The sequence below is a fragment of the Okeania sp. SIO3B5 genome (assembly GCF_010692555.1).
Taxonomy (GTDB): Bacteria; Cyanobacteriota; Cyanobacteriia; order Cyanobacteriales; family Microcoleaceae; genus Okeania.
In genome coordinates this window covers 1-15040 of record NZ_JAAHHG010000176.1, presented here as the reverse complement: position 1 = coordinate 15040, position 15040 = coordinate 1, and the positions used below count along the sequence as shown (strand labels likewise).

General features: G+C 36.2%; 5 protein-coding genes. 1 reads left to right on the top strand and 4 read right to left on the bottom strand.

Annotated features, from left to right (window positions below):
* Window positions 1-2228 precede the first annotated feature (2228 nt).
* From F6K54_RS22000 to F6K54_RS21990, 3 genes are all read right to left on the bottom strand, one after another.
* Complete coding sequence (locus F6K54_RS22000) at window positions 2229-4409, bottom strand: biotin/lipoyl-binding protein (protein ID WP_293081915.1); 2181 nt, start codon at window positions 4407-4409, stop codon at window positions 2229-2231.
* Between the two features lie 258 nt (window positions 4410-4667).
* Entirely contained in the window at window positions 4668-7670 is a 3003-nt protein-coding gene (locus F6K54_RS21995) for a peptidase domain-containing ABC transporter (protein WP_293081912.1), read from the bottom strand.
* 549 nt (window positions 7671-8219) lie between these two features.
* Window positions 8220-8969, bottom strand: a complete 750-nt coding sequence (locus tag F6K54_RS21990) for a peptidylprolyl isomerase (RefSeq protein ID WP_293081909.1) — start codon at window positions 8967-8969, stop codon at window positions 8220-8222.
* A gap of 1262 nt (window positions 8970-10231) precedes the next feature.
* Between F6K54_RS21990 and F6K54_RS21985 the strand changes: the two genes are divergently transcribed.
* Entirely contained in the window at window positions 10232-10405 is a 174-nt protein-coding gene (locus F6K54_RS21985) for a hypothetical protein (protein WP_293081906.1), read from the top strand.
* A 1410-nt stretch (window positions 10406-11815) separates the two neighbouring features.
* On the opposite strand, the gene F6K54_RS21980 is transcribed toward F6K54_RS21985, so the two are convergent.
* The gene (locus tag F6K54_RS21980; protein WP_293081903.1) at window positions 11816-14443 is read right to left on the bottom strand and encodes a glycosyltransferase; all 2628 of its coding nucleotides are present in this window, start codon (window positions 14441-14443) and stop codon (window positions 11816-11818) included.
* Window positions 14444-15040: the final 597 nt, after the last annotated feature.

Here is a 15040-nt window from a genome sequence, read left to right as displayed (position 1 = left end):
CTCCTATTGCTATATCCGCAATCAAAGAGAACTGAGCAAAAATTCCTATTGCGTATGCAGCAATAGAGATGAATGAAATTTTGATTTCTGATTTGCGAAAAGCTTACCTCTGAATTTTCTAGGCAAAAACTCCTATTGCTATATCCGCAATCAAAGAGAACTGAGCAAAAATTCCTATTGCGTATGCAGCAATAGAGATGAATGAAATTTTGATTTCTGATTTGCGAAAAGCTTACCTCTGAATTTTCTAGGCAAAAACTCCTATTGCTATATCCGCAACAAAAAGGAACTGAGTCTAAATTCCTATTGCGTATGCAGCAATAGAGATGAATGAAATTTTGATTTCTGATTTGCGAAAAGCTTACCTCTGAATTTTCTAGGCAAAAACTCCTATTGCTATATCCGCAACAAAAAGGAACTGAGTCTAAATTCCTATTGCGTATGCAGCAATAGAGATGAATGAAATTTTGATTTCTGATTTGCGAAAAGCTTACCTCTGAATTTTCTAGGCAAAAACTCCTATTGCTATATCCGCAACAAAAAGGAACTGAGTCTAAATTCCTATTGCGTATGTAGCAATAGAGATGAATCAGATTTTTATTTCTGATTTTATAAAAGCTTGCCTCTGAATTTTGTCGGTCAAAACTCCTATTGCTATATCCGCAATCAAAGGGAACTGAGTCGAAATTCCTATTGCGTATGTAGCAATAGAGATGAATAAAATTTTGATTTCTGATTTGCTAAAAATCTGTCTTTGAATTTTGTCGGTCAAAACTCCTATTGCTATATCCGCAATCCAAGGGAACTGAGTCTAAATTCCTATTGCGTGTGTAGCAATAGAGATGAATCAGATTTCTATTTTGAATTGGCGAAAAGTTGGCTTCTGGATTTTGTAGGTAAAAACTCCTATTGCTATATCCGCAACAAAAGGGAAATGAGTCGAAATTCCTATTGGGTATGCAGCAATAGAGATGAATAAAATTTTTATTTTTGATTTGCTAAAAGCTTGCCTCTGAATTTTGTCGGTCAAAACTCTGGAGGAATGTGCCAGAAAGTACAAGGGTTTTTGTGGTCGCTATAGCTCTAAAAAGAAGTCCCCTAGAAAGTGCCACTGGGGAAGTAGACTTCTAGGGGATATTGTTCTCAACTCTGGGGAGAAGAGGCGATCGTCAACTAAGTATCCATCGCCATCTTTTGCTCTCCCCCCGTGCCAGTTATCGGAAAACTGGGTAGTAAGTCAATTTATTAGGGCAAATAGACCTAACGTTATTGAGTAGAAAGAATTTTGACAATCGAGTTTGACCAATGTTATTATTACCCACCATAACGCCAATAGTCTACCCGTCCCTTCTATTTGTGATTTGTGTTCAACATAACTTCCACCACCTTTCTATCTCCGTTCGTCTCATCACTCCGCCTTGTACTTGCTCTAATAACTCCAAGTCCATCTCTACAAAGTCAGTCGTGGTCGTGATGCTGCTTCTAGGCCTGATTATGGAGGAAGTGTGGGCTTTTTGTTTTCCTTGATTTGTTTGTTTTAGTTTTTGAGACTTTTGCATTCTTTTGAGTCCTTATTTATTTGTGTTATTTTCCCACCCCCTTTTCCCATAGTCTAGTCTTTTTGTCAATCAAATCAATATCCGAAGGTTGATCTTAGTTACCCAATAATTAAGGTTTGGAGAAACAAGAAAAAATTTTCCTGAAAGAAGAGGTAATTATTAATTATTATCAGCAATCAGCTATTGTTTTTAGTTTTAAAAAGCTTATTGAGGCAGAATTTATACTTAACTATAAAAGCTGGCTTTAAAACATCTTGGCATCTTGCCTTGTTTTGAGTTTTTAACCCATACAATTCAAGCTAATGAAGCTAATAGCTGAAATGCTGACTAGCTGAAATGCTGACTAGCTGATAGCTAATTACCGAAAAAATCTGGTCTAAAGGCGACCCTTTTAAAGGATAAAAAAAGAGGGAATTGCTTATGTCAAGCCTCCTTATTGTAGAGGTACTGATAACTAATAACTGAAATTACCTCCCCATTCAACTTAATTTTAAATTCAATTTATTCACTATTTCCAGCTAGAATATACAAGTTAAAATTAGTCATCTAAAAGATGACTTCAGCTATTAGCCAAGGATTTCAATCCTTGGCATCTTTTGTTTAATAAAGCTGATAGCTGAAATGCTGAATAGCTGATAGCTGAAATGCTGAAATGCTGATAGCTAATCATTAATCAACATTAGTCAAACTCCTAAACTTGCCAGTAAATCTATTAAAGAACAACTCTAAAACCGTCCGCTTACCCACATTAATATTAGAGCTAATTGCCATACCATTCTGCAAACCAATTTCCAAATCATTCTCATTATCCAGAACAAATGTTTGCCGTTCCAAATCAATTGTAGTTTCAAAAGAAAAATAAGGTCTTCCAGCTTCTTGATCCGGTGGAAGAGCATCATCACTAATAGAAATAACCTCCCCAGTTGCTGTACCAAATTCATTAGCTGGTAAAGCTTCAACTTGTACTTCTACAGGTATACATTCCACATCTTTTAAACCTAATTTTTCCCGGTTTTCTTTCAGTTCAGGACAAACACATTTTTTACCCGGTTCGCATTCAATAACCTCCCCACCAGCTAATTCTTGATCGTGAAAAGGTTCTAATTTTTTCCGTTTATCATTTAAAGCCTTTAATACCAAGGCAACATCTTTATTCTGAATATAAACTACCGCTTCTAAACCTTCATCATCATCCAATACTGTCAACAATGGTTGAGTTTGTTGTGCCTCATAAGACGCATCTTCACATCTTTCTGGTTTAATATCATTAGGCTTCAAAACATCATTAATTACATATTGACAAATAGGGTCAGTTTTTATATCTAGAGAAGACTCTTCTTTACTAACAGGTTTTAAATCAAAAATAACTCCAGAAACTGGTGATTTTAAAACCTGATTATCGCGAGTTTCTTCTAACTTTTCAATCTGAGCATTAACTTCAGTTAGTCTCTTTTTGTTGTCTAGTTGTAAGCGAGTAAATTGAGAATCTATTCGAGCAATTTCCCTTCCTTCATTTTCAGCAATTCTGGCATAAAGTTCCCTTGCCCAAGCATCCCTAGTATTTTTTAACTGTTCTTTAGTTCTATTAATAGACACATTTAAACGCTGTTGCTCTAACCTAGCGCGTTGTATTTCTGCTTGACGAGCTTTGACTTCTCCCTCTCTAGCATTAATATCAGCGAACCGAGAATTTATTTCTCCTTCACGAGTATTTATTTCTCCTTCCAATGTATTAATATCAGACCTGCGAGAATTTATTTCTCCCTCTCTAACATTAATATCTGCTAACCGAGAATTTACTTCTCCCAGTCTAGTATTTATTTCTCCTGCTCTTGCTTGAATTTGGTCTTGTTGCCTTAAAAGCTCACTTTCTCCCCGAAATACTTCTTGCTCCTGACGTTTTTTTTGCAATTCAGCGATCGCTCCTTCTTCTACTAAAGGAGATATTTGTCCTAAAATTTCTTGGTTAGATCCTAATACTTGTTCTGACTTACTTAACTGCCCTTTAGCCAACTCTAACTGTTCTTTAGAATATTGTAGTTGTTCCTGAGTATTTTTCAGTTGTTCATTAGCATAAGTTAGTTGTTTTTCTGTATTATTTAATTGTTCGTAAGCATAAGTTAGTTGTTGCTTACTGTTATTTAATTGTTGTTTGGCAAACTGTAATTGTTGTTGGGAATATTGCAATTGGTCTTGAGCTACTCTTAATTGTTCTCTAGCTGCTTCTTCATCTTCTTCTGCTTGTTGAAGTTGTTTTTCTAGCTCTGTAATTTGCAATTCTACAGCACCTACACGAGAATTATATTCAGCTTTATAGTTTACATATAATCCTTGCAAACTAGGTTCAATATTAACAAAACCACCTCTGTTTAGGTACAGTTCATCAATTAGAGCGCGGTATGTTTTATTTTCTGATATTCTAGTTTGTCGCTCTTGAGCCAATTTTTGTAAATCTGGAGGTAAAGCTGTAGGAACCTTACCATTTAGTACTTCTTTATAAAACTGATTTTCTCTTTTTAGAGTGTCTCTTAATTCTGTAGCAGAACCTAAATCTGCACTAGGAGCAGTAGGACTAAAAGTTAGTAATGGCTGGTTTTTTTCCACGCGATCGCCATTTTCTACATGAAGTCTAACTACATTCCCGCTGGTAGGAGCTTGGACATCTATGGAACCATCTTTAAGTTCTAATTGGCCTGTAGCTGGTACTGCTTGATCTATCTCAGCAAAGTAAGCCCAGATTACTGCTGAACTGGTAATTATCATAATCATCCATAGAAATAGCCTAGATAATATGGCTGGTTTCTCTAGAATGACTGGTTGTTCGTTTAATGATGTAGATTGAGTATCCATTTTATTTTTTAATTAGGGAGTAGGGAGTAGGGAGTAGGGAGTAGGGGAGTGGGGGAGTGGGGGAGTAGGGGAGTGGGGGAGTAGGGGAGTAGGGGAGTGGGGGAAAATCAGGAAAAGTTGTTACCAAAATTACTCCTGCCTTCTGAATTCTGAACTCTAAATTCTGAATTCTAAATTCTTCTTCCTTCTCCAATTAATAATTGTTGTTACCAAAATTTCTCCTGTCTCCTGACTCATGACTCCTGACTCCTTCCCCAATTATTGTTGAGCTTCTTGTTGTTGATAGAGACAGAAATAACGACCTTTAACCGCCATTAATTCACCATGAGTTCCTTGTTCCACCACCGAACCTTTATCCATCATAATAATAGTATTAGCATTTTTTACTGTTGTTAAACGGTGAGTAATAAAGAACACCGTTGTATCAGCAAAAGCCTCCGCCAAATTCTCACAAACTTGACGTTCCGAACTGTAATCTAATGCGCTAGTTGCCTCATCTAAAATCAACAATTTGGGATTTTGTAAAACCGTCCGAGCAATAGCAATTCTTTGCCTTTGTCCCCCTGATAAAGAAGCACCTCTTTCACCCACTATCGTGTTATAACCACTAGGCAAATTCATAATAAAATCATGAGCAACTGCTATTTTAGCCGCCCTGACAATTTCATCAGTAGTTGCATCAGGATTTGTCAAAGCAATATTATCTTGAACCGTACCGTTAAATAGGAGAGTATCTTGTAAAACCACCCCAATTTGACGACGTAATGAATATAATTCTACTTTTTGAATATCATATCCATCAATAAAAATTCGACCAGAAAGAGGAGGATATAAACGCTGTAATAACTTCATCAACGTACTCTTTCCAGAACCACTCAAACCAACAATTCCCACAAAATAACCAGACGGAAATTCCAAATTTACATTAGCCAACTGTAAAGGTCCACTTTGAGCAAATCGGAAAGAAATTTCTTCAAACTTAACACTGCCATTAATCGGTGGCATATCAATATTATTCCGGTCTTCCTCATCTACTTCTGCCTCCGTATCCAATACATCTCGAAGTCGTTCAATAGACATTCCCACCTCTTGGAAACTCTGCCAAACACTCACAAAACGGAGCAACGAACCTGTCACATTACCAGCAATAATTCGGAAAGCAATTAATCCCCCCACTGACAACTGACCATCAATTACCAAATAAGCACCAACCCATAAAAGTGCTAGTCCGGAAAGTTTGTTTAAAAAGGTACTAATAGAACTAGAAGTAGTCTGAGTTAAAACAGTATTAAAACTAGCAGTCATAAACTTCGCATAACGCGCAGACCATTCCCAACGAGACCGAAGTTCCAAGTTCTGAGCCTTAACAGTTTGAACACCATTTAAAACCTCTACTAAATATGACTGAGAATCAGCATAACGTTCCGCCTTTTTCCGCAGTAACCTCCTAACAATTGGAGAATTAATAATAATAATCCCAGTAAAGAAAGGCACCCCTGCCAAAGCTACCGCCGTCATTAACGGGTTAAGAGCCAACATCACAGCAATATAAAGTACTGAAAATACCGAATCCAAAACCACCGTTAAAGCTGTACCTGTCAGAAAATTCCTAATATTAGCCAATTCTCCAATCCTACCCGTCAAATCACCCACCCGACGATTATCAAAATAGTTAAGTGGGAGACGGAGTAAATGGTCAATAACCTCCGAGCTGAGTTTGACATCTATACGGTTAGTAGTATCCACAAACAAGAAAGTTCGTAAACCCCCCAACAAAGCTTCAAATAGAGCCACCAATAACATCAAGATACCCAGAACATCCATCGCCTCAATGCTACGTTGCCCCATTACTTTATCGATAACAATCATCGTCATCAGGGGGTTAACCAAGCCAAATATCTGTACAAAAAATGAGGAAATCAACACCTCAATAAAAACTGTACGATGCTCCATCAAAGAAGGAATAAACCACCAAAAACTAAACTGTTCCTTCTGTTCTGATTTTGGAGCTTGGAGTAATAGAACTTGTCCAGACTCTCCCCAAATTTCCGCAAATTGGCCAGGCTTGAGGCGAGTTAATCCAAATTCTGGACTACCAACAACAATCTCTTGTTCTGTAATGCTGTAGAGTACGGCAAAATGGTCTTGCCATTGAATTAAAGCTGGTGCCTTCAGACGACCAACCGCTGCTGCCGGAACCTGTACCAGTTGACCAGTTAATCCCATCATCTGAGCGATCGCTCCACAAGCTTGCAGAGACACCCTACCCGCAGTCCTCATCTGATTGTCCAGTACCCGGCGAATCACATCTCGGCGAAATTTCAGCTTCAGATGTTTAGCGAGCATCTGAAAACAAGCCAAAGCAGCAGGTACTTCTCCCTTACCCCGGAAGATTGGATATTTGATTGATTGAGAATCTTGAGCAACTGTTGGCTCTGGTGGACGTGCTGGTGCTTGGGGGACTACAGATACATCTAAAGGCACAAGTTCAGTATTTTGTGCCCCATTTTCGACGGTGGTATCTTCAAGTTCGCCTTGCTCTTGTTGTTCTGGGAATCCTAAAATTCTTGCTCCTCTGGGCCCCTCAATTTTTAAAGACTTACCCGCTCCATCTAAAACCACCGGACTACCTGGAGCAAAATCTCCTACTACCCCACTACTAACTAGCCAGATTTTTTCCGACTCTAAAATAGATGCTAGTTCCTTAGTCTTGACATCTCCTTTAGGTAGGTTGACTACCAAAGTTTTTTCGACGACATTTTTAGCCAGTTCTTTCACATTCCCACTAACTTCAGCCCTTCTAGCAAATTCTTGAGTGAGTAGTTCAAATACTTCACTCACTGCCGGACGTTCTAAAAAGGCTGCCCCAAATTCTGGCTCTGCTTCTAATATTGCCAAGAAGTCTGCGGCTGGTAAAGTCACGGCAATTAAATCTGTTGAAGCGAGTGCCGTTTCACAAGGCGTCCCTCGTAATAACCCAGCCCAACCAAGGACTTCTCCTGGCCCTGCTAACTGTAAACTGACATGACGTTGCGATCGCTGGTCATAACCTAATATTCGTGCCTGACCTTGATAGATAATTGCTACTTGGGTCGGCATTTTTTCTCTTTCAAATAGTGGTTGGCCACTACGGTAACCGAGTAATTGACATTTTCCCACTAATTTAGTTTTCAGTGCATTTTCTGAAAGCTGATTAAATGGTGGTTTGTCTGCCAGAAATTCTTGTACTTGGGTTCTTGATATTGTTGAGGAAGTAGCCATGTAGAATTTAGAATTTAGAATTTAGAATTTAGAATTAGTGTAAGTATTTAGTTATTGCTTTTGGCTTGAGATCAAGGCTTTAGTAATTGAGATAGGATTTATATTTACTATTCAAGTCAGCTTTAAAGTCTATATTCATTTAAACTCTCTTGTAAGAACTGAGAGCTGACAGCTAATAGCTGTTTGCGCAGCATTCCGGAGGAAATGCTTATGAATTAGTTTTGGTTTATTTGGTAGTATGGCGTGCTTTATTTTGATAATAAGCTTGTAGTTACCGAAAAATTGTGCTTTAAAGCCTCCTCTTTTAAGGGGATAATAAAGAACAATTTTCTTTTTAGTCAATCCTATCCGTTTTCAAGGAGAGGTAATTGTTAATTATTAATTATTGAAACCTACTACCTAACACTTTTCTTGTATTTTATTTTCCGAATAATTAAGGTTTAAAGCCTCTCCTTTAAAGGAGAAACAAGAAAAAAATTTCCTTTTAGTCAATCCTATCCGTTTTCAAGGAGAGGTAATTATTAATTATTAATTATTAATTATTAATTATTAATATGCTTTTACATCCGAACGTAGTGGCTTGAGAGTGCCTATTTTTCCTATTTGTTCTCTGAGCCAATTTTCAAATAGTTCATCTATTAAAGCGCGACGCATTGAGTCATCAAGCTGTGCCGGGATAAATTTTTCTAATCTAATAATTACTGTCCATTCTGTTAATGGACGCGGTGCCCAGATTTGACCTGGTTGACTTACTGATAAAATTTTGCCTATAGCAGGGTGTGGTTGACTTAGAGGTACTGGCCCCAATAATCCTCCCGAGCGCCCTTCTGGACCTTCAGAGTATTGACGAGCTGCATCTGCAAAGGTTTGTTCTTCTTCTACTATGCGAAAATACAGTTCGTGGGCTAGGCCAGGATTTTTTGTCCTAATCAGGGAGTATACTACCTGGTCTAAACTGCTCTTACGAGTCATAAAATATCTTTCTACTTGATTAGTCCAAGTTTCTTGTTTATATTTTTCTAGTAATATTGGCCTAATTGCCATTTCTACCAATTGTTCTTGGGTCATGTCTTGGTTTTTGAGCCATGCTTGTTTGGTTTCGGGGGAATTTAACTGATATTGGCTCTCAAATTTTTCTACCGCTGTAGTTTTTTCCTCTTCTGTGCAAGTCAAGTTAGCGATCGCTTGGTCGATTATCACCCCTCTTAAAAAATGAGGCATTAACTGATAACGTGTTAATAACGATGGGATATCTTGAGCTTGCAATAATTTATCGCCGATTTGAAACAGTCCTGTCATTTTTCAGATCTCCAACTGACTTGCACTATCTCTTTTAATTTAGTCTTCTGTTAAAAGTAGTGGCAGATTAAGTTACCACATTATTATTATTTCTTTATATTGATTTGTCCTTAATCTTAAAAATATAAAGAAGTAGGTGATTTTGACTTTTGACGCATTGCTATTTGGACCTGTTCCCTTGTTCTTGGTATCTACACTGGAGTCATGGCACTACGAATACTGGTAAAAATATATACCTATTAGTCCATGGTTTCACTCGCTGTTTTTGACTTGGGTAAGATCCGGATGAATATGCTAGTCAAAATATTTATATTAGACTTTAGTTAATCATAACATCATTATTACTACAGTCTACAATGGCTTGAGTTCAATAATTATTATATGGTCAGATAGTTAATACCATAGTAGTCTTTTTCTACTACATTTTATTTTTTTATTTTGCTTTATTCATCTAAGGTTTTACTGCTTTTTTTTATTACATTTTTTAGTTACTTTTCCTGTATTAGCATCATTAATAATCGCGATTTTTAGGATATAAAATTCTGTTTGATTCAGGTTTTTTTGAGAATTAAATTATGTTTAATTTAGGTTGTTTAAAAATTTACTCAAGTTGACAAGGTAGCTTAAGCGTGCTATTATGTAGTCTATATAGGAATAGTGGTAATATGCACCTAACTGCTGAACCTAGACAACTCAAGATATGGGGTTAAATTCAGAAGTCTTAGTAATTCCGTATTTGAGGTAAAATTCCCTGAAGGAAATCGGGTGAGTACAGAACTTTTAGTACAAGAGTGGCGGTGGGTCTCATCGTTGCTGTCTGTGGAGGCGTAGACATTAGTCTGCCTGGTAAGCAGGAAGCTCCCACTATAATCTTAGGTTTAGCGGGAGAGAACGTCACTTTGCTGTGCATAATCATGACCATCCAAAAATTTAGGGTTATAGGCCATCTTATGCCTAATTTGGTTGCTATAATCCCAGTGTAACTCTGAGCTAGTTGCTAATGTTACACTTAGGTTTATATATTCCTTCTAGATATGAGCGATTAATTCCGGTAATTCTAGTTCTTTTAGTAAGGCTGTTACTTGCCTTCCTCTGCATGTTTCACTATATCTGATTACTGGTAGTACTCCTACTAATATAGACTGAACTACTGAGAGACGCAGCTATTAACCAAAAACCTTGTTAAACCTATCCATTTCCTTGATTTTTTGAGATTTTGAACGCTCAAAAATCAACTTAAATCTGGTAAGATATAGGAAACAATGCCTTTTGGAAACAGTTCGGTAGATTTTAGCTGCCAGGCGAAGTTAGCTCGGATACCAGCACTACCCTTGGTGAAAACGATTCTTCTGTTATCAAAGGAGAAGAAAGGTCTCGGACGTGCTAGTCTTTTAAAGATTAGCTTTGCAGCTCATCTGCCTTTACCGTTACGGTAATGCCATACTATTATCAGGGATGTTCAGTGATGAATAGATTTGATAAGGTTAAATGTTGCACTAATTCAGTATCTCCCAAAGCATCTAAATATACATCAGCTAGTGTCGCTACGCGGAAATCAAAAGTCAAAAGTATTGATTGGTAAGGCTTTTAGGATTTTGTAAGTTGAGTGTGTAGTTATTTGGATTGTTGCGAGTCGATATAAAGTTAGATGGTATAAGGGGTTTGGTGTATCATTAGGGTTATGTAGAGATGAGTAAAATATCTAGCTCATCAGTACGGATAGTGTTTACCAACTCGGATAAATTTCCGAGCAGTTTTCTGGACAAATCTAATTTTTGACAAGATAACCCCAAAATATCATTTGTTATTGAAAAATAATATAACACTATTTCAAAGTTATGTCTATCTAAATTTTCGAGGATTGAAATAACAATTAATTGGGGTTTGCGCTCAAAAGTCTTTTTGTGGAGGTGAGAGTAGGGAGTAGGGAGTAGGGAGTAGTTAGGAGTTAAGAGAGATAGGAGTGAAAGAGGAGTTGGCCGGAAAAAGAGTAAGAGTAATTCTTCTATTCCTTGTTAGCCAAAAATGCTCAATTTTTGAACCTCAGTATCCTAAAAGCTCGCACTTTATTGATACCTAAAAACCCTAAAACCAATATCATTCAATGCTTCTATATTTAATCAGCAAGTCCTAATTACTAGACAGTGCAAAGTTCTTAGAATAACTATTACTAGCTAAGGCTTTCAGCGATCTAAAGGTTAAAAACTTTTTATTCAGAGCTGTAAGTACTGTAAGCCTTTTCCAGTAATGTTTTCAGTCTTCAAAGCTAATAGTTTTTTGGAAGAACTTTGTACTCTCCAGCTAATAATTAATTATTAATTATTAATTATTAATTATTACCTTTCCTTTAAAAGAAGAGGATTGACTCAAAGGAAAATTTTTGCTTGTTTTTCCTTTAAAGGAGAGGCTTTAAATCTTAATTATTCGGTAAAAGTATCTTGTTGAAGGCTTAATTTATCGAGTAATATTCCCAGACAAATTTTAGAGCGATAATGCTTCGCATCGCTACCGCGAACGCCTGTTTTTGTATAAGCATTTCCTACGGAATGCTGCGCAAACAGCGGTCAGCATTCAGCTATCAGCTATTAATTCATTGCCTTTATAGCAGGAATTAGTATTGAGAGATTTAAAGAAAATTCAAAGTCTTGGAAAAAAACTAACCTTGACCTTAGCAATGTATATTCATTATTGATGAAACAGCTAAAAGCTAACTGCGAACTAACTATTTGCGCAGCATTTTCTAGGAAATGCTTATGTTTTTGCGGGAAATAAACAATCAAGTTGATACCTATTAAACTCTAAAAAAACTCCCTCACTTCCAACACATTTTGCCAAGTATTCGGAAGTTAAAAATCACAACAAGAAAAAACAGTTAAATCAAGATCGTCGGCAAGAAAAGCAGCAATACTTTGTCTAACTGCGGAGTTACTATTACTACAAACATTCCCTTTCAAATACACAATTAAATCCTGAACATACTCACAATATTTTTCCAATTCTCCAACTTCCTGAAAATTTAGAGGTCTAGCAAATAGAAAATTCAGAAAATCAGTAAAAAGCCATTTTGGCAAAACAGCTCGACGATAATTTATTGGTAACTGAAAAGCAAAGCGATAAAGCAGAAATGCTAAAAGATTTTGCCAGAGATTAGTTGTATAAAAATTTCCCTGTAAATTAGCAACAAACTCTTTTTCAGAAGTAGTTAAAGCTTCATTTTTTATCCCACTATTGAACAGAAGTTTATAAATTTCACCTATTTCAGTTTGATAAAAATATTTCAATTGTTCATTTGATAAACCTAACAATTTTTCAGCGAGTTGACGGCGTAATTGGCGAAGATTATTTAAAACCGACTCATCAACAGGAAAGCGGCGATATTTTTCCACCAAATTTTGCAGTTGAGAAAATTCTTGTTTGAGCAAAACACCTAATTTTTTTCTAGCAGTTTCCTTCGCCTCTGGAGTCAAAAAACTATAAACAGGATTCTCCAATATTTTCTGATAAAACCTTTGATAATCTTGAGGATTTTTCCCAGAAGTAAGATTAATTTGAGTTTGTTGACGGGGATGAATACGAAGTTGAGATAAAGGCTTATCCACAAATCCAATTTTATAATTTCCCATAATCCTGAACCACATATCTATATCTAATACTTGAGTCAAACTAGAGTCAAAAAGTCCGATTTTTTCAAACACTGCTTTAGGAATTAAGACTGTTGTTGGTTCCCCAATTTTATTCAAGCGATATTTCATTAAATTAGGGTCTAATAATAAATATTTTCCTAACTGAATAGTTTTCAAACTTGACCAATCCTTGTGTAAATCTTGAGTACCACGATAAGCAGCTACACAAGTAGAATTATTTTCTGCACCAGGTTCTAAAATTACGCGACGGCGAGAAAATACTAAGCCTATTTCCGAATCTTCTTCTGCTATTTTGACAAGTTCTTCAATACAGCTTTTTTCGAGCAAATCATCCTGGAACAAGAATTTAATATATTTGCCTCTTGCTTGGGAAATACAGAAGTTTAAATTTCCCACTAAACCATAATTTTGATGGCAAATAATCCGAAATTCTATTTGTGGATTTTCCGATTGTAATGATTTGGCTATTTCCAGGGTTTTGTCAGTGGAATTATCATCAGAAATTATGATTTCTAGGTTGGAGTAAGTTTGGGAAAGGGCACTATTAATTGCAGATCTGATAAAATTTTCTCCGTTGTAAGTAGGGATACAAATACTAACAAGTGGAAATTTATTACTTGGAGAAGACTGAGATAATTTTGTGGCTGGAATATTAGTAAAGTTTTCCGTAATTTGAGCAATATATTCGAGGCGAGTCTTGATTTTTTTACCCATAGTTTCTGGGCTGAGTAATGACTTAATATCTTCAGCAGCTTTTAATCCAATTTTTTGAGCTTGGTCAGAATTATTAAACACATATTTCATCAAATTAGCGCAATGTTCGATGTTAGGATTTGCCCAAATATGTCCTTGTTTATATGGTCCGTAATTATCAGCTATTTCTACTTTTTCATATTCGACTAAAAAGCTATTTCCTACATTCATAAATTCAGTATTTGATGAATAGTCAGTGGCAATAACTGGTTTGCCATAAAACATTGCTTCTGCCATTGTTAAACCAAAGCCTTCGGCGCGATGTAGAGATACATAACAATTGCAATGGTAAAGCAAGGCATTGATTTTTTCTTTGGATAAATATCCATCTATATGTTTAATATTTGGGGAGTCTCCGATACTATTTATTAGTCGTGATTTATCTCTAGGAAATTTTTGAGAATTGGATGATTTTATCAGGAGCAAAACATCTGGGTTTGAGTTTCCGAATGCTTTTTTAAATGCGGCGATGGTGGCGAGTGGATTTTTTCGTTCGAGGCGACTAAAAAAGTCAAAGATAAATAGAAAGATAAATTTATCTGTTGGTAAACCTAGTTCTTTTCTACTAATTTTCGGAATAGGTAGAGAAATGCTGGGCATCATTTTTATTACAGGAATAGATGACACCATTGAGATAGATTCGGCACAGTAATTACTGTAAGTCCAAATCTCGTGAAATGGCGTAAATGCTGTTATCCATTCTGGAGGAAATTTCGGAAGTTCCCACGCCCAAAAACCGATGTTATATTTATTGGTGAAATATTGTCTGAGAGTTGTTTTTTTGAGAAAGGTTTTGACTTCATTGGCGTTGACTTGAAATAGGTTGATTGGATGTGGATTTTCTTGGGTAAAATTTTGGTAGGTTTTGTCGGAGTTTCTATGGGGAGTGCTGATAATGTTGTTGATAACAAAGGGAATGTTTGTGGTTTCTACTGCTCGAAGTGTTGCTCTTACTCCTTCTCCTATTCCTAATTCTCCTTTCACAAAACCTGCAATATTAATTCCTAGTTTTTGAGGAGTTGTTGGAGGTGATAAAAGTTCGTTTATTTCTGTAAGTTTTTCTGGTTTTGGGGACATTTTTTTTTCCTTCTCGCTACTGGTTCTTGTTGCTGAAAAAATTCAGTTTTGTTTGAGAGTTGTTGAGATTTTTGAGTAGATTTTGGGAGATTGAAAGAATTTACTTCTTGATTTATGCCTCCTCCTTTTTGCTGCTGAAAAAATTTAGTTTTTTCTGAGAGTTGTTGAGGTTTTTGGGTAGATTTTGGGAGATTGATAGAAATTTCTTCTTGATTTATCCCTTCTCCTTCCTGTTGCTGAAAAAATTCAGTTTCATCTGAGAGTTGTTGAGATTTTGAGGTAGATTTTGGGAAATTGAGAGAATTTACTCCTTGATTTATCTCTTCTACTTCTTGTCGCTGAAAAAATTCAGTTTTGTCTGAAAGTTCTTGAGATTTTTGAGTAGATTTTGGGAAATTGAGAGAATTTACTCCTTGATTTATCTCTTCTACTTCTTGTCGCTGAAAAAATTCAGTTTCATCTGAGAGTTGTTGAGATTTTTGAGTAGATTTTGGTAAATTGAGAGAAATTTATTCTTTCTTCTTGCCTCCTGGTTTTTGCTGTTGAAAAAATTGAGTTTCATCTGAAAGTTGTTGAGATTTTGGGCTAGATGTTGGG

Bases quoted from the DNA above. Each gene is read 5' to 3' on its own strand.
- F6K54_RS22000 (WP_293081915.1), bottom strand. From the start codon at position 4,409: ATGGATACTCAATCTACATCATTAAACGAACAACCAGTCATTCTAGAG.
- F6K54_RS21995 (WP_293081912.1), bottom strand. From the start codon at position 7,670: ATGGCTACTTCCTCAACAATATCAAGAACCCAAGTACAAGAATTTCTG.
- F6K54_RS21990 (WP_293081909.1), bottom strand. From the start codon at position 8,969: ATGACAGGACTGTTTCAAATCGGCGATAAATTATTGCAAGCTCAAGAT.
- F6K54_RS21985 (WP_293081906.1), top strand. From the start codon at position 10,232: ATGCCTTTTGGAAACAGTTCGGTAGATTTTAGCTGCCAGGCGAAGTTA.
- F6K54_RS21980 (WP_293081903.1), bottom strand. From the start codon at position 14,443: ATGTCCCCAAAACCAGAAAAACTTACAGAAATAAACGAACTTTTATCA.